The organism is Pseudomonas sp. Sample_22, from assembly GCF_004307635.1.
GTDB lineage: Bacteria > Pseudomonadota > Gammaproteobacteria > Pseudomonadales > Pseudomonadaceae > Aquipseudomonas.
Genome location: NZ_RCNY01000088.1, coordinates 1 through 14,115, shown reverse-complemented (window position 1 = coordinate 14,115; position 14,115 = coordinate 1). Strand labels below are relative to the sequence as shown.

General features: G+C 58.6%; 19 protein-coding genes. 5 read left to right on the top strand and 14 right to left on the bottom strand.

Annotation, left to right across the window (positions count from 1 at the left end; all coding sequences use genetic code 11):
* Nucleotides 1-54: 54 nt before the first annotated feature.
* The 3 genes from D8U73_RS25595 to D8U73_RS25585 form a co-directional block, all read right to left on the bottom strand.
* Nucleotides 55-978 carry a hydroxymethylglutaryl-CoA lyase gene (locus tag D8U73_RS25595; RefSeq protein ID WP_130906091.1) on the bottom strand — a complete coding sequence of 308 codons (924 nt, stop codon included), beginning with the start codon at nt 976-978 and terminating at the stop codon, nt 55-57.
* Complete coding sequence (locus D8U73_RS25590) at nt 975-2,168, bottom strand: CaiB/BaiF CoA-transferase family protein (RefSeq protein WP_130906090.1); 1,194 nt, start codon at nt 2,166-2,168, stop codon at nt 975-977. The genes D8U73_RS25595 and D8U73_RS25590 overlap by 4 nt, the downstream gene beginning before the upstream one ends.
* 224 nt (nt 2,169-2,392) lie before the next feature.
* Nucleotides 2,393-3,301, bottom strand: coding sequence for a LysR family transcriptional regulator (locus tag D8U73_RS25585; RefSeq protein WP_056856060.1), 909 nt, complete (start codon nt 3,299-3,301; stop codon nt 2,393-2,395).
* 154 nt (nt 3,302-3,455) lie between these two features.
* Here D8U73_RS25585 and D8U73_RS25580 point away from each other — a divergent pair, with 154 nt between their 5' ends.
* Complete coding sequence (locus D8U73_RS25580) at nt 3,456-4,475, top strand: DUF4917 family protein (RefSeq protein WP_130906089.1); 1,020 nt, start codon at nt 3,456-3,458, stop codon at nt 4,473-4,475.
* 58 nt (nt 4,476-4,533) lie between these two features.
* On the opposite strand, the gene D8U73_RS25575 is transcribed toward D8U73_RS25580, so the two are convergent.
* Nucleotides 4,534-5,076 carry an XRE family transcriptional regulator gene (locus D8U73_RS25575; RefSeq protein ID WP_056856062.1) on the bottom strand — a complete coding sequence of 181 codons (543 nt, stop codon included), beginning with the start codon at nt 5,074-5,076 and terminating at the stop codon, nt 4,534-4,536.
* Between the two features lie 111 nt (nt 5,077-5,187).
* Between D8U73_RS25575 and D8U73_RS25570 the strand changes: the two genes are divergently transcribed.
* Together D8U73_RS25570 and D8U73_RS25565 are read left to right on the top strand one after the other, a co-directional pair.
* Entirely contained in the window at nt 5,188-5,970 is a 783-nt protein-coding gene (locus D8U73_RS25570) for an aldolase (RefSeq protein ID WP_056856063.1), read from the top strand.
* Nucleotides 5,971-6,001: 31 nt separating this feature from the next.
* Nucleotides 6,002-6,889: a dihydrodipicolinate synthase family protein gene (locus tag D8U73_RS25565; protein ID WP_130906088.1), complete on the top strand. Its 888-nt coding sequence runs from the start codon at nt 6,002-6,004 to the stop codon at nt 6,887-6,889.
* A 110-nt stretch (nt 6,890-6,999) separates the two neighbouring features.
* On the opposite strand, the gene D8U73_RS25560 is transcribed toward D8U73_RS25565, so the two are convergent.
* The 3 genes from D8U73_RS25560 to D8U73_RS25550 form a co-directional block, all read right to left on the bottom strand.
* Nucleotides 7,000-7,344 carry a YegP family protein gene (locus D8U73_RS25560; protein ID WP_056856065.1) on the bottom strand — a complete coding sequence of 115 codons (345 nt, stop codon included), beginning with the start codon at nt 7,342-7,344 and terminating at the stop codon, nt 7,000-7,002.
* A gap of 177 nt (nt 7,345-7,521) precedes the next feature.
* The gene (locus tag D8U73_RS25555) at nt 7,522-7,827 is read right to left on the bottom strand and encodes a ribbon-helix-helix domain-containing protein (RefSeq protein WP_130906087.1); all 306 of its coding nucleotides are present in this window, start codon (nt 7,825-7,827) and stop codon (nt 7,522-7,524) included.
* A gap of 13 nt (nt 7,828-7,840) precedes the next feature.
* Nucleotides 7,841-8,422: a DJ-1/PfpI family protein gene (locus D8U73_RS25550; protein ID WP_056856067.1), complete on the bottom strand. Its 582-nt coding sequence runs from the start codon at nt 8,420-8,422 to the stop codon at nt 7,841-7,843.
* Nucleotides 8,423-8,692: 270 nt separating this feature from the next.
* Here D8U73_RS25550 and D8U73_RS25545 point away from each other — a divergent pair, with 270 nt between their 5' ends.
* Nucleotides 8,693-9,583 carry a DMT family transporter gene (locus tag D8U73_RS25545; RefSeq protein WP_130906086.1) on the top strand — a complete coding sequence of 297 codons (891 nt, stop codon included), beginning with the start codon at nt 8,693-8,695 and terminating at the stop codon, nt 9,581-9,583.
* Nucleotides 9,584-9,697: 114 nt separating this feature from the next.
* Here the strand turns inward: D8U73_RS25545 and D8U73_RS25540 are convergent, their stop codons facing one another.
* The 3 genes from D8U73_RS25540 to D8U73_RS25530 form a co-directional block, all read right to left on the bottom strand.
* Nucleotides 9,698-10,915, bottom strand: coding sequence for an SAM-dependent methyltransferase (locus D8U73_RS25540; RefSeq protein WP_130906085.1), 1,218 nt, complete (start codon nt 10,913-10,915; stop codon nt 9,698-9,700).
* Nucleotides 10,916-11,053: 138 nt separating this feature from the next.
* On the bottom strand, nt 11,054-11,410 hold the full coding sequence (locus tag D8U73_RS25535; protein ID WP_130906084.1) for a hypothetical protein: 357 nt from the start codon (nt 11,408-11,410) through the stop codon (nt 11,054-11,056).
* On the bottom strand, nt 11,403-11,690 hold the full coding sequence (locus D8U73_RS25530) for an ogr/Delta-like zinc finger family protein (RefSeq protein WP_130906083.1): 288 nt from the start codon (nt 11,688-11,690) through the stop codon (nt 11,403-11,405). Before D8U73_RS25530 ends, D8U73_RS25535 begins: the two co-directional genes overlap by 8 nt.
* Nucleotides 11,691-11,990: 300 nt before the next feature.
* Here D8U73_RS25530 and D8U73_RS25525 point away from each other — a divergent pair, with 300 nt between their 5' ends.
* Nucleotides 11,991-12,416, top strand: a complete 426-nt coding sequence (locus D8U73_RS25525; protein ID WP_130906082.1) for a helix-turn-helix domain-containing protein — start codon at nt 11,991-11,993, stop codon at nt 12,414-12,416.
* Nucleotides 12,417-12,422: 6 nt separating this feature from the next.
* Here the strand turns inward: D8U73_RS25525 and D8U73_RS25520 are convergent, their stop codons facing one another.
* The 4 genes from D8U73_RS25520 to D8U73_RS25505 all read right to left on the bottom strand — a co-directional run bounded on the left by D8U73_RS25520 (nt 12,423) and on the right by D8U73_RS25505 (nt 14,106).
* Entirely contained in the window at nt 12,423-12,719 is a 297-nt protein-coding gene (locus D8U73_RS25520) for a phage holin family protein (protein WP_130906081.1), read from the bottom strand.
* Nucleotides 12,719-13,075: a putative holin gene (locus D8U73_RS25515; protein ID WP_130906080.1), complete on the bottom strand. Its 357-nt coding sequence runs from the start codon at nt 13,073-13,075 to the stop codon at nt 12,719-12,721. The genes D8U73_RS25520 and D8U73_RS25515 overlap by 1 nt, the downstream gene beginning before the upstream one ends.
* The gene (locus D8U73_RS25510) at nt 13,072-13,356 is read right to left on the bottom strand and encodes a helix-turn-helix domain-containing protein (protein WP_130906079.1); all 285 of its coding nucleotides are present in this window, start codon (nt 13,354-13,356) and stop codon (nt 13,072-13,074) included. Before D8U73_RS25510 ends, D8U73_RS25515 begins: the two co-directional genes overlap by 4 nt.
* Nucleotides 13,357-13,488: 132 nt before the next feature.
* Entirely contained in the window at nt 13,489-14,106 is a 618-nt protein-coding gene (locus D8U73_RS25505) for a TPM domain-containing protein (protein ID WP_130906113.1), read from the bottom strand.
* Between the last annotated feature and the right edge of the window lie 9 nt (nt 14,107-14,115).

The following is a 14,115-nucleotide window of genomic DNA, read 5'->3' as shown; positions in this document are numbered from 1 at the left end:
TTGGGTGTCCGATTGTTTTTGTTGTCTGGTTGGTTTTTTACAGGTCACGCGTCATCAGGGGACTGGATGCAAATCGCAATTGCGTCCAGCCTTGGCCAGCTGGCCTGGCACTTCATGGCCCAGCAGTGCCGGCAATCCTCGGGAAAGCTTCAGCAACAACGGCAGATCGATACCGGTTGGAATCCCGACTTCATCGCACAGGTTGACCAGGTCCTCGGTGCAAATATTGCCCGACGCACCCGGCGCGAACGGACAGCCGCCGAGCCCGCCAAGTGCCGCGTCGAAACGTCGGGCACCCGCCTCGTAGGCGGCCAGCACGTTGCACAGGCCAAGGCCTCGGGTGTTATGAAAATGCAGGGTCAAATCCGCCGGCGATACCTGCTGCAACACCCGGCGCACCAAGCGCTCGACCTGGCGCGGATTGGCCATGCCGGTGGTGTCGGCCAGGGTGATGCCCTGGATGCCGAGCTCCTGATAGGCCTCGACGATCTGCAGCACCCGGTCTTCATCGATCTTGCCTTCGAACGGGCAGCCGAACGTGGTAGCGATGCTGGCGTTGAGTCGCACCTTGGAGCCCTGCACGAAGTGCACAATCTCGCCGAACGCGGCCAAAGAGTCTTCGCAGCGCATGCGCATGTTCGCCAGGTTATGAGTCTGGCTGGCGGACATCACCAGGTTCAGTTCATCGGCAGTGCAGGCCATTGCCCGTTGCGCGCCCTTCAGGTTGGGGATCAACGCGACGTAGATCACCTCCGGTTGGCGAGTGATGCCCTTGAACACCTGCTCACCATCGCGCAATGCGGGAATGGCCTTGAGCGACACGAACGAACCGGCCTCGATACGGCTGAACCCGGCTAGCGACAGTTGATCGATCAGGGCAATTTTGTCGATGGTTTCAACCCAGGTCGGCTCGATCTGCAAGCCGTCGCGCGGGGACACTTCCTGAACGATGAGGCGCTCGGAATAATCAGTGATCATTGCACCACTCCTTCAGTTTTCAGGCGTTTGATGTCCGCTTCGGTCAGGCCCAATTGCGCGAGGATACCGTCGGTGTGCTGACCCAGACCGGGGCCGGACCAGTTCACGCCGCCAGGGGTTTGCGAGAGTTTCGGCACGATGCCCGGCATCTTCACCGTGGCGCCACCCGGCAGTTCGGCGTTGAGCAGCATGTCCCGCGCCTGATAGTGCGGATCGGCAACAATATCGGCCACTGAGTAGATGCGCCCGGCCGGGACTTCGGCGGCTTCCAGCGCGGCCAGAACGTCGTCGATCGGCAGGCTGCTGGTCCAGTGAGTGATCGCTGCGTCGAGCAGATTGCTTTGGGCCGCACGTCCGTCGTTGTGGGCAAACTCGGGGGCGTCGGCCAGATCGTGGCGGCCGATGGTTTGCATCAGGCGCTTGTAGATGGGATCGCTGTTGCCGGCGATCACCACATAGGCGCCATCGGCCGTGAGGTAGGTGTTGGAAGGCGCGATGCCGGGCAAGGCACCGCCACTGCGCTCACGCACGTGGCCGAGCATGTCGTACTCGGGCACCAGGCTTTCCATGACGTTGAACACGCTTTCGGCCAGCGACACATCGACGATTTGCCCGCCGCCCTGCCCGGTCTTGACTCGCAGCAACGACATCAGCGCGCCGATCACCGCATGCAGCGACGCCAGGGAATCGCCGAGGCTCACGCCGACGCGCGCCGGCGGGGAATCCGGGTTGCCGGTGGTGTAGCGAATCCCACCCATGGCCTCGCCGATGGCGCCGAAACCCGGACGGTCGCGGTACGGGCCGGTCTGGCCGTAGCCGGAGATCCGCACCAGGGTCAGGTTCGGGTTGAGGGCATGCAGCACATCCCAACCGAGACCGAGTTTTTCCAGCGCGCCGGGGCGCAGGTTTTCGATCAGCACGTCGGCGCTGGTCGCCAGTTGCTTGACCAGTTCGATGCCTTCGGGGGATTTCAGGTTCAGCGCCAGGGATTTCTTGTTGCGTGATTGCAGATACCACCACAACGAAGTGCCTTCGTGCAGCTTGCGCCATTTGCGCAAGGGATCGCCCTGGCCCATGGCTTCGATCTTGATCACTTCGGCGCCGAACTCGGCGAGCATGCGCGCGGCGAACGGCGCGGCGATCAGCGTGCCGATCTCGATCACTTTGATTGCACTCAAGGGGGCAGTCATCGCGGGTACCTCTTGTTCTTGGAATATGGGCCAAGGCTAGAGGACGACGGGGCCTGCAATCCAACCTTCAGTTGGCAACGGGCGTTCGCGAAATGCGAACGCTTCTGAATTTTTCGCGACCTCAAGGCCGCCATCGCGGGCAAGGCTGGCTCCTACATGGATTACGCTAGACCTGTAGGATCGAGGCTTGCCCGCGAAGGGCCGGTACCTTCAACGCAGAACGATCAGACCTGACCACGCAAGTGTTCGAACAACATCCGGCTGACCGGCGACAGTGACGCCTCATCCCGCACCACCAGAATCAACGCCCGATCCGACCATTCATCCGTCAACGGCACCGCGTGTAACCCCAACGCTCGACCAAACAATTCATAGGCCCGCTGCGGCAGGATGCCGATGCCCATGTTGGCTTGCACCATGCGACACACCGCATCGAACCCCGGTACATGAATGCGGATGCGCAAGACTTTGCCAGCCTGCCTCGCGGCGGCGTGGGTGCGCATGTTGATCGAACTGGCGGCATGCAGGCCGACGTAATCGGAATCCAGGGTTTGCGCAAACGGCACCGATTCGCGTGATGCCAACGTGTGCTCGGGCAGCATCACCACCACCAGTTTGTCCTGACGGTACAACACGCTGTGCAGGCCTTTGATGTCGCTGTCGATGGAACAGATCCCGAGGTCCGCCACACCATCCAGAACCCCCTGAATCACCCCGGCGCTGGGACGTTCTTCGAGATCGGTCTTGACCTGCGGGTGCCGCTCGGAAAAATCCCGCAAGTCTTCCGGCAGAAACTGAATGATCGCCGACAGGTTGGCGAGCATCCGCACATAACCGCGCACCCCGTGGCTGTGCTCACCCAGTTCCAGGCCCATTTTCTCGACGTTGAACAGCATTTGCCGCGCATGATGCAGCAAGGTTTCACCGGCCGCCGTCAGCGTCATGCCCTTGGCCTGGCGCACGAACAGACTGATGCCCAGCGCCTCTTCCAACTCCATCAAACGCTTGCTCGCCGCCGACACCGCAATCGCTTCGCGCGCGGCAGCACGGGTGAGCGTGCCCTCTTCATGTACGGCGACAAACAGTTGCAGGGTGATCAGGTCGAGGCGGCGGATCAGGCTTTTTTGCAGCATTGGGCACTCGGCAAAGTCGGCTCAGGCGAAGGCGCAGCATAACGTCCTTCGTCCGGGCTGTGCCGGGGATGCAGCGCGCGACGAAAAATCTCCCCGCCCGGCATGATAAAGTCGCCGCCCATCAGCCCCTTTTGCCGTGAGTCGAAAAAACGCAATGACCGATTTCCTGGATGTCGATGCCCAACTTGAAGACTGGAACGCCTTGCGCACGAGCGCTGCGTTCAGCGGCCTGCTGGTGGGCAACGGTGCCAGCCGCGCGGTGTGGGATGATTTCGGCTATGAGTCGCTGTTTGAAAACGCTCGCACAGTGGAAGAAAAACCGCTGAGCCCATCCGAGCTGAGCGTGTTCGACGCGATGCAAACCCGCAGTTTCGAGCAGGTGCTGAGCGCACTGAAAACCACCAGCCGGGTCAACAAGGCCCTGGCCGTCAGCTCCGCCGCGCCGCGCAATCGTTACTACGCGATCAAGGAAGCGCTGATCAACACCGTGCATGCCGCGCACATTCCGTGGCGGTTGGTCCAGGCATCAACGCTGGCGACGATCAACCAGGAACTGAGCACCTGGCGCACGGTGTTCACCACCAATTACGACCTGCTCAACTACTGGGCGGTGCAACACCAGCCCGAGACGATCACCGATCTGTTCCAGGGTGCCGAACCCGCCTTCGACCTCAGCACCACCGCCACCGATAAAACCCGCTTGCTGTACCTGCACGGCGGTCTGCACCTGGTGCGTAACCAGGACGGCACAGCGCGCAAATTGATGTCGACCGAGGGCACGTTGCTGGGCAATTTCGCCATCAACAACACGATCAAGACCCTCGACGACGTACCGCTGTTCGTCAACGAAGGGCCGAGCGCGGACAAACTCAAGACCATCCGCAGCTCCGATTACCTGTCGTTCTGCTACCAGCAGCTACTCGGCCATGGCGATGGTTTGTGCATTTTCGGGCATGCGCTGGGCGAGCAGGACAAACACATCATCCATGCCTTGCGCCTGGCCAAACCGCAGGTGCTGGCGATCTCGATCTATCCGCGCAGCAAGGCGTTCATCCAGCATCAGAAGCGGCATTACGCGAAGGTGTTCGAGGGGACGGGGATTGAGTTGCGGTTTTTTGATTCGAAGACCCATGCGCTGGGTAGCCCGAAGTTGGCCGTACCCGTTGAGGTCTGAGGCGAACGCCTGACCTGTGGCGAGGGAGCTTGCTCCCTCGCCACCAAAACCGACCCACTCAGTCTTCAGCGCTATGCACCACTACCAGCAACTGCGCCTGCACCTCGCCCACCGAGCGAATCCGGTGCGGTTTCTGTGAGTTGAAGTGCAGTGCATCGCCTCGATTGAGCAGCACGCGTTCGCTGACGAAATCCACTTCCACCTGCCCTTCGTGGACGAACAGGAACTCCTCGCCCAAGTGTTCCTTGAAGGCCTTGTCGATGAACTCGGTCGGCGGGTAAATGATGAACGGTAGCAGGCTGCGTTCACTGACCTGATGGGCCAGCACCGCATAGCCCGGGTTGTCCTCGCTGGAACCCAACGGTTGCCGTTCGTGGCTGCGCACCAGGCTGTAGCTGTCGACACTGACCTTGTCCTCCGAGAACAACTCCTCGACCTTCACGTTTAGCGCCTTGGCCAGTTTCAACGCAGCCGCAATCGACGGCGTGTTCAACCCGCGTTCGACCTTCGACAGGTAACTCTTGGTCATGCCGGATTTTTCCGCCAATTCCTCAAGGGTTACGCCAAGTTTTTTTCTCAATAATTTCAAACGGATAGACATTTGGAGCGATTAATCCATCAAGAAGGTGACGAATTGTCCTTGCTCATGACACAAAGTGTCATATAGCATCTTTCGTGTCATCTGCATGACTCAGCCAAAGAGGACACCGATATGGCCAAGACATTAGCACTGCCCAAAGATCAACTGGTCAAGCAAGCGCTTAACCAGATGCAAAACACGTTGGCGGATAATACGTGGACCGACCGGCAAAAGCTGGCCCTGACCTGCCGCATTCTGTTCGAGAATGGCCACGACTCGGGTCTGGCCGGGCAAATCACCGCCCGCGGCCCACAACCTGGCACTTACTACACTCAACAACTGGGCTTGGGATTCGACGAAATCACCGCGGGCAACCTGCTGCTGGTCAACGAAGACCTGGAGGTGCTCGAAGGCCACGGCATGCCGAACCCGGCCAATCGGTTCCACAGCTGGGTATACCGCGCACGGCCGGATGTGAACTGCATCATTCACACCCATCCGACCCATATCGCCGCGTTATCGATGCTGGAAGTGCCGCTGCAGATTTCCCACATGGACCTCTGCCCGCTCTACGACGACTGTGCGTTTCTCGAGGGCTGGCCCGGCGTGCCGGTCGGCAATGAAGAAGGCGACCTGATTGCCGGCGCACTCGGCGACAAACGGGCGATTCTGCTTTCTCACCACGGCCAGTTGTCCACCGGCACCACCATCGAGGAGGCCTGTGTGATCGCACAATTGATCGAACGCGCCGCCAAACTGCAATTGCTGGCAATGAGCGCCGGGACCATCAAGCCGATCATTCCGGAACTGGGTCGCGAAGCCCACGACTGGATCGCCCGGCCCAAGCGCCATGCCGCTGCTTTCAACTACTACGCTCGGCAGAACCTGCGCCAACACGCCGATTGCCTGAACTGACACCCCTGCCCTTTTACAACGGAGCGACACCATGTCCACCGCAAACATTCACGGCATCATCGGTTACACCATCACCCCATTCACCGCCAACGGCGAAGGCGTTGATCTTGTCGCGCTCGGGCGTTCCATCGACCGCTTGATCGACGGCGGCGTGCATTCCATCGCACCACTGGGCAGCACCGGCGAAGGCGCCTACCTGAGCGATGCGGAGTGGGATCAGGTCGCCGAGTTCAGCATCAAGCACGTTGCCAAACGGGTGCCGACCATCGTCAGCGTGTCGGACCTGACCACTGCCAAAGCGGTACGCCGCGCACGCTTTGCCGAGGCCCATGGCGCCGATGTGGTGATGGTGCTGCCGACCTCCTACTGGAAGCTCAGCGAGGCAGAGATCCTCGCCCACTACCGCGCCATCGGCGACAGCATCGGCGTGCCGATCATGCTCTACAACAACCCGGCCACCAGCGGCACCGACATGTCGGTGGACTTGATTCTGCGCATCGTCAATGGCGTCGAAAACGTGACCATGGTCAAGGAGAGCACCGGCGACATCCAGCGCATGCATCAACTGCAACGTTTGGGCGAAGGTCGGGTGCCGTTCTACAACGGCTGTAACCCGCTGGCGCTCGAAGCCTTCGCGGCAGGCGCGAAAGGCTGGTGCACGGCGGCACCGAACCTGATCCCGCAGCTCAACTTGGACTTGTATGAAGCGGTACTGGCCAATGATCTGGACAAGGCGCGCGAGTTGTTCTATCGCCAGTTGCCATTGCTCGACTTCATCCTCAAGGGTGGCTTGCCGGCGACGATCAAGGCCGGTTTGCGCGAAACCGGTCTGGAGGTGGGTGATCCGCGGTTGCCGGTGTTTGCGTTGGGTGAAGCGGGTCGTGCTCAGTTGCAAGGGTTGATCAAAACCTTGCGTTAAAACGCGGAACATGTGGGAGCGAGCCGGCTCGTGATGGCGGTCTGTCAGTCAACATCACGGTTGAATGTGACGGTCTCATCGCGAGCAGGCTCGCTCGTACAGGGTTGGATTCAAAGCACCGGCAAGGTCTTGTCCTTGATCACCTTGGTCGGCCCGTTGGCCTTGACGCTGGCGATGCCTTTCTCCATCGCGGCGTCGGAGGCATAGGATTCGCTGCTGCCGATAATCTCGTGGTTACCGGCCTTGAGATTGAAATAGGGATGGCCATCCTTGGTGGTTTTCTTCTCGTAGCGCTCATCCTGAGGGCTGTTGGCCTGGACTGACGCGATGCCTTTGTCGGCCGCGGCGCGGGTGGTGTACAGCTCGCTGGTCAGAATGGTTTCGGCATTCGCCGCCTTCAGCACAAACCTGAACTGACCGCTGCTGTTTTTGCTCACTTCATACCATCCGGACATGCTGATTCTCCTTGGCGATTGAGAGATTGCGCGCTTCAGAGTAAAGACCAGCCTGCTATTTCTGTCGCCTATAAAGGCCCCATCGCCAGCAGGCTGGCTCCTACATTGGACTGTTTGTACGCAATCCACTGTAGGAGCCAGCCTGCTGGCGATAGGGCCAGTAAGCACGCCGCAAAGCTACCTGACTGAACGCTTCACCATCGACAATTTCGGAGCGATTGTGCGCCGCTGACTCAAATACCGGGTACAACTCACCCGCAAAAACGAGGCGAAGTTCACCACTTCGCCACGGTAGTCCATCACTTCTTCATACAGTTTGGCGATCAACTGGTTGGTGGTCATGCCGTCGACTTCGGCGATTTCGCTGAGAATGTCCCAGAACTGGTTTTCCAGGCGCAGAGTGGTCACTACCCCGCAAATGCGCAGCGAACGGGAGCGCGATTCGTAGAGAATCGGGTCAGCCTTGACGTACAGCTCGCACATGACAGGTTCCTCGTTACAGCGTGATTTTGGTGCCCAGCAAACCGAGGAAACCGGCGAGCCAGTTCGGGTGCGCTGGCCAGGCCGGCGCCGTGGCCAGATTGCCTTGAACATGGCCGTCCGTCACCGGGATATCGATAAACGTACCGCCGGCCAGACGCACTTCCGGTGCACAAGCCGGATAAGCGCTGCACTCGCGCCCTTCGAGAATCCCGGCCGCCGCCAGCAGTTGCGCGCCGTGGCACACAGCGGCGATCGGTTTGCCGGCCTTGTCGAAATCGCGCACCAGTTCCAGGACTTTTTCGTTCAGACGCAGGTACTCCGGCGCACGACCGCCCGGAATCAGCACCGCGTCGTAATCCGCCGCGTTGACCTTGGCAAAGTCGAAGTTAAGGGCAAACAGGTGACCGGGTTTTTCGCTGTAGGTCTGATCGCCTTCGAAGTCATGGATGGCCGTGCGCACGGTCTGGCCGGCGGTTTTGTCCGGACACACCGCGTGAACGGTGTGGCCGACCATCAGCAACGCTTGAAAGGGGACCATCACTTCGTAGTCTTCGACGAAATCGCCGACCAGCATCAGGATTTTTTTAGCGGCCATGAGTAGGACTCCTCTTGGAAATGCATAGGAATATTCAAGGTAGTCCTTATCTGGCGGACCGGGTAACAACCGGCTACTACCCGAAGACCGCGTTTTCGTTCTTCGCGGGCAAGCCTCGCTCCTACAAAGAACACGCCAAATCTGTAGGAGCGAGGCTTGCCCGCGAAGAAGCCCTCAAACTGTACGGATAACTCTTCACCCAGCTGTTACAGCGGCTTGGGACGCGATTATGGCTAGATAACCGCACCCTCCACGATTCTGGTTGCCATCATGTCCTCGCGCGAAAACACCGGTATGGCCCTGGGCCTGCTTGGCGTTGTGATTTTCAGCCTCACCCTGCCCTTCACACGAATTGTCGTGCAGGAACTGCACCCGCTGCTCAATGGCCTGGGCCGAGCATTGTTCGCGGCGATCCCGGCGGCGTTGCTGTTGCTGTGGCGCCGGGAAAAATGGCCGACCTGGAAACAGATCAAAGGCTTGAGCCTGGTAATTGCCGGGGTGATTCTTGGTTTTCCGGTGCTGTCGGCCTGGGCCATGCAAACCTTGCCGGCGTCCCACGGTGCACTGGTCAATGGTCTGCAGCCGCTGTGTGTTGCGCTGTACGCCGCATGGTTGTCCCATGAACGGCCGTCGAAAGCCTTCTGGGCCTGCGCCGCGCTGGGCAGTGCGCTGGTGCTCGGTTATGCGCTGATCAGTGGTGCCGGCAGCATTCAGGCTGGCGACTTGCTGATGCTCGGCGCGATTGCGGTGGGGGGATTGGGTTACGCCGAAGGTGGCCGGTTGGCCAAGGAGATGGGCGGATGGCAAGTGATCTGCTGGGCACTGGTGCTGTCGACGCCGCTGCTGATCGGCCCGGTGGTGTATCTGGCGCTGCAACACCAGGGCGAGATTTCGGCCAAGACCTGGTGGGCCTTCGGTTACGTCTCGCTGTTTTCGCAGTTCATCGGCTTCTTTGCCTGGTATGCCGGGCTGGCCATGGGCGGCATTGCCCGGGTCAGTCAGATCCAGTTGTTGCAGATTTTTTTCACCATCGCCTTTTCCGCGTTGTTCTTCGGTGAACACGTGGAACCGATTACCTGGCTGTTCGCGGCCGGGGTGATCGTGACCGTGATGCTCGGGCGCAAGACTGCGGTGCAGCCGGCTCGTGTAGCTAGTGCATAACCCTGTAGGAGCCAGGCTTGCCTTCAGATCGCCAAGCACGTGTAGGAGCAAAGCTTGCTCGCGATGGCGATTTTGAGGACGCCATCGCGAGCAAGCTGTGCTCCTACAGAGTCATCATTTGATAAAGCCGTCGGCTCGCAGCAGGGTTTCCAGGCAATGCTCGGTGATCTGGTAGAACGCCTTCAATTCCTCGATCTTTGCCAGCAACTGCGTTGGATCGACCGGCTCGGCGCGTTTGACCGCCAGGATCATCTTGTTCTTGTTGGTGTGGTCCAACGAAATGAACTCGAACACTTTGGTTTCGTAACCACAGGCTTCGAGGAACAGCGCACGCAAACTGTCGGTGACCATTTCCGCCTGCTGGCCCAGATGCAATCCGTATTGCAGCATCGGCTTGAGCAACGCCGGGCTCTGGATTTGCAGGCGAATCTGTTTGTGGCAGCACGGCGAGCACATGATGATCGACGCCCCGGAACGGATGCCGGTGTGGATGGCATAGTCGGTGGCGATGTCGCAGGCATGCAAGGCGATCATCACATCCAGCTCACTCGGCGCCACGCTGCGCACGTCGCCGCACTTGAACACCAGTCCCGGATGCTCAAGCTTGGCTGCCGCGGCGTTGCACAAGGTGACCATGTCCTCACGCAGTTCAACACCGGTCACTTCGCCCTCGGCGTTCAAGGTATTGCGCAGGTAGTCGTGGATGGCGAACGTCAGGTATCCCTTGCCCGAACCGAAGTCTGCAACGCGTACCGGTTTGTCCAGCGCCAGCGGTGACGAGGTCAGCGCATGGCTGAACACTTCGATGAACTTGTTGATCTGTTTCCACTTGCGCGACATCGCCGGGATCAGCTCGTGCTTGCTGTTGGTCACACCGAGGTCGGAGAGGAACGGTCGGCTCAAATCCAGAAACCGGTTCTTCTCGCGGTTGTGTTCGGCGGACGGCACTTCACGCAATTGCTGGGGTTTGCTCTTGAACAGCGAACTCTTGCCCTTTTTGCTGTATTCGAGCTGGGCTTCATCGGTCAACGACAGTAAATGCGCATTTTTGAACGATGCTGGCAGCAAACCGGCAATGCTTGCCACGCCTTCGTCCAGCGGCAGGTTCTTGGTGATGTCACGGGTTTTGTAGCGGTAGACGAACGACAGGCACGGCTGCGTCTTGACCGTCACCGGTTTGACGATGATCCGCTGCAGATCGGTTTCATCGCCAACATATTTGGCCAGCACCAGTTTGATAAAGGCGTTTTGCTCCAGGCTGGTTTGCAGCAAGTGGATGAATTGGGTGTGATGATCCGGCGCGAGGCTGGCGGGAGTGGCGGTGACAGACATGGAAAAACGGCCTCAGGCAATTCGAATCGGGAATGCAGGCTATTTTAGGGTGCATGGATTTTTTGGGCACGGAGTTATTTCACGCCAGGTCCTGGGGCCACCGCCCAAGACCTGATTGCACACACAGAAACTTCTGTATTACACCAATCGAAGTTTGCGATTACTCGGTGAGTTGATCACGTATTTGACGATCAGCCCCACAGGCACCGCCCAAGTAAGCCCGTTGACGGGGTCGGTCACCACGGCGACAGTTTCTGAACTCGCGGCGATATCCAGACGCCGCCGGTCATTGCACGACTTGAGTACTCCATAGGCATGACTGACCAGCTTTTCCGCCATGTGCCGGGGCACCCCCATACACTGCATGTGTTTTACGGCACGGCAGAACAACACTTGGTCATCTGACAATCCGTCACTTCCATGACGGGCCAGAAACCCTTGGGCAATAATCAATAGCTCATCATCCAACTGCAGACTTTCATCGATTTCATTCATGAGTCAATGCCTGTGACGGATCCGTCGAAACGTTGCTTTGAACCACAGGCCGGGCAGCATGGCGCAAGTCGGGGTCGGCAAAGGGTAAACGTACGGCCGGGTTGGGCATTCCACTGGGAGAGAGCTCGTGGGTCATTTCGAACTCGGCGCGAACCGACCAGCCGCATGCCTCCGACGTACATTGCAGATAGGCTACTCGCAGAAAGATATGACGACCCTCGCTGGTTCGAATGCGCATCCGGCTCAAGCAGTGCGGACATACCATTTTGTAAGTACTCATGCCCGATTCCCCGTAGTCATTTGGTGGTAATCGACATGACCAACCGCAATACTGCCACCCGCGTTGATCGCCGCAATCCGTCCTTGCAAGACAAGCCTGCCGGACAAAAGGAAGTGCAATGGGCAGATATGGGATGGGTAACAACCAAACTCGTAGGAAATCACCCTGATACCATTAGGAAGTTTCGACATCGTATTCTTCTGACTCATAGTTGATGATTGATTACTTACAAGAAAAAAAGTACTCATTTCGCATACGTTAAGCACGATTAAAGCATATGTCAAAAGGAAGAGGCTCAAATTGCGTAGCAAAAAATCACAAGCTGTTCTGGCGCGACTGAAACAAATCACCAATACAAAAAGCGATGCTTCTTTGTCTTCAGCGCTGCAAATCAGTCCGCAGACCCTCAGCAGCTGGAAAGGTCGTGACAGCACGCCATACTCATTATGCGTAGAAATCGCACAGACTCGTGGCATCTCCCTTGATTGGCTGCTGCTTGGCGAAGGTCCGATCATGCGAACAGCGGTGACCGAATCAGTCGCGCACCATCAGGACAGTACGGTTCGTGAAGATGCGATTCTCGCGCTGTGGAGATCACTCAACGAAGAAGATCGCTGTGCCATTCAGAATGCATTGGAGGAAAAGCGCCGCTTGCGGGAAATGGAACTTCAACTGGCAGAAATCGCCTCTATCCTGTCGACCCTCCAACAGTCGAATAACCCATGAAACCTGCTAGGGCCTGATGTCGAATGCCTTCGCAGCTTGCCACAGCGTAACGATCCTTCCACCGCTTCTGATGATCAGCATGCACAGGAAAAAACTGGCTACCGCATGCCATGGGCTCACCGGCACGAATGTCAAAAAAACATCCATCCCGGCAACGCAGGACAGTCCTCCGCACAGACTGGTCACCAGTCCTTCACGCCAGCAGTGATGCACTTCATCACGCTGATAGCAGGCCAGCCTGACCGCACTCAACAAATGAGCAATACCGGTAAGGAAGACCAGTGCAATCATTGCATAGCCCATCACCCCCGACCTCTCAAGTGCTTGAGAATGTCGCCCAGCCCGGCCCCGTCGATCCAGAGCATGAGCTTGATGCTGATGGGAATGACGACCATCGCGCAGAGAAACGCCGTCACGCCGACTGTCAGAAAAGGAACCATCGGCAGCGCGACGGGCGTAAACAGATATCCGACTCCCGCCGACAATAACCATGAGCCGATACGCTGCCAGGCCTTGAAATTGCTGCGAGTGGTGGTTACCAGCCAGGCTCCCAGCGATGCACCGAACAGGACCTCCCCGTCAATCGAAGGCAATGTCGAAATGCCCAATCCCAACAGAAGGCCGCCGATGCTGTTGTAGGTCGATTCAGCCAGGCTCATGGGACACCTCGCGATTCGATTGAAGCAAGGCTGATGGCTCCCACTTCTATCGCCTTGAGCAGAGCCGCACTGCGCGAACTGACGGCGAACTTGCGGCGAATGTTGGAGAAGTGAAAGTTGACCGTGGATACGGAGCAGTTTTGAATCCTGGCGATCTCCCAGGACGTTTTACCCTTTAAGCACCACAGTAGGACTTGTGTCTCTTTTGCAGTCAGTTTCGCCGGCAGATCGATTTCGCTCGCTGCCTCATGCAAAGAGTCATGTTTTTGATGCGCTGGCATGAGAACTCCCTCTACGTCAGAGCGGCCGCCTCGAGGCGTTCGCTTATAGAGGGATGTTGAAGACTGGCCCTGCGTCGGACAACTTGCCCGGGTTGTGCCGCCACAGGCTACAAAAACGCTCCACCTCAAGGGTTAGGCGAGTACCACCAAGCGATTCGGCAACTCATTGCGAACATGGGTCACCGGCACGTGCACCTTGAGCAATTCACCGCACGCCTCGACGCAACTGACAAAGCCTTGCAGCGTCTGCCCTTGCCGGACTTGCTGGGTGAATGCAGCGACTATTGCGTCCCAGTTCTTGTTGTCCAGACGCCTGGAAATGCCCTCGTCCACCAGGATTTCCACGTAGCGCTCGGCTTCAGAAACAAAAATCAGAATGCCGGTGCTGCCTTCGGTGTGGTGCAGGTTCTGCTCCAGAAACTGCCGACGGGCCAGGTTCGAAGCGCGCCAGTGACGCACCGAGCGCGGGACCAAATGGGTGGTGACTTTCGGTAGCCGGAACAGCAGGCACAACACGATGAAAGAAGTCCATTGCACCATGAGCAGGCTATGCAGGGTCAGCCAGCCGCTCAGGTAATGCACGATCCCCGGCACCACCAGCGCCAGCAGGCTGGCCCACAGCAGCGGGATGTACGCATAGTCGTCGGCGCGGGCCGCGAGCACTGTGACCAGTTCGGCGTCGGTGTCACGCTCGACCCGGGCGATCGCCTCGGCGACTTTGCGTTGTTCGTGTTCAGTCAGTAATGCCATGTCGTGAAG

Excerpts from the sequence above, each read along its gene's own strand:
- D8U73_RS25515 (WP_130906080.1), bottom strand. The coding sequence starts at position 13,075 with ATGAGCCTGGCTGAATCGACCTACAACAGCATCGGCGGCCTTCTGTTG.
- D8U73_RS25575 (WP_056856062.1), bottom strand. The coding sequence starts at position 5,076 with ATGTCTATCCGTTTGAAATTATTGAGAAAAAAACTTGGCGTAACCCTT.
- D8U73_RS25565 (WP_130906088.1), top strand. The coding sequence starts at position 6,002 with ATGTCCACCGCAAACATTCACGGCATCATCGGTTACACCATCACCCCA.
- D8U73_RS25540 (WP_130906085.1), bottom strand. The coding sequence starts at position 10,915 with ATGTCTGTCACCGCCACTCCCGCCAGCCTCGCGCCGGATCATCACACC.
- D8U73_RS25595 (WP_130906091.1), bottom strand. The coding sequence starts at position 978 with ATGATCACTGATTATTCCGAGCGCCTCATCGTTCAGGAAGTGTCCCCG.
- D8U73_RS25520 (WP_130906081.1), bottom strand. The coding sequence starts at position 12,719 with ATGGGCTATGCAATGATTGCACTGGTCTTCCTTACCGGTATTGCTCAT.
- D8U73_RS25510 (WP_130906079.1), bottom strand. The coding sequence starts at position 13,356 with ATGCCAGCGCATCAAAAACATGACTCTTTGCATGAGGCAGCGAGCGAA.
- D8U73_RS25585 (WP_056856060.1), bottom strand. The coding sequence starts at position 3,301 with ATGCTGCAAAAAAGCCTGATCCGCCGCCTCGACCTGATCACCCTGCAA.
- D8U73_RS25590 (WP_130906090.1), bottom strand. The coding sequence starts at position 2,168 with ATGACTGCCCCCTTGAGTGCAATCAAAGTGATCGAGATCGGCACGCTG.
- D8U73_RS25535 (WP_130906084.1), bottom strand. The coding sequence starts at position 11,410 with ATGAATGAAATCGATGAAAGTCTGCAGTTGGATGATGAGCTATTGATT.
- D8U73_RS25505 (WP_130906113.1), bottom strand. The coding sequence starts at position 14,106 with ATGGCATTACTGACTGAACACGAACAACGCAAAGTCGCCGAGGCGATC.
- D8U73_RS25545 (WP_130906086.1), top strand. The coding sequence starts at position 8,693 with ATGTCCTCGCGCGAAAACACCGGTATGGCCCTGGGCCTGCTTGGCGTT.
- D8U73_RS25530 (WP_130906083.1), bottom strand. The coding sequence starts at position 11,690 with ATGAGTACTTACAAAATGGTATGTCCGCACTGCTTGAGCCGGATGCGC.
- D8U73_RS25580 (WP_130906089.1), top strand. The coding sequence starts at position 3,456 with ATGACCGATTTCCTGGATGTCGATGCCCAACTTGAAGACTGGAACGCC.
- D8U73_RS25570 (WP_056856063.1), top strand. The coding sequence starts at position 5,188 with ATGGCCAAGACATTAGCACTGCCCAAAGATCAACTGGTCAAGCAAGCG.
- D8U73_RS25550 (WP_056856067.1), bottom strand. The coding sequence starts at position 8,422 with ATGGCCGCTAAAAAAATCCTGATGCTGGTCGGCGATTTCGTCGAAGAC.
- D8U73_RS25560 (WP_056856065.1), bottom strand. The coding sequence starts at position 7,344 with ATGTCCGGATGGTATGAAGTGAGCAAAAACAGCAGCGGTCAGTTCAGG.
- D8U73_RS25555 (WP_130906087.1), bottom strand. The coding sequence starts at position 7,827 with ATGTGCGAGCTGTACGTCAAGGCTGACCCGATTCTCTACGAATCGCGC.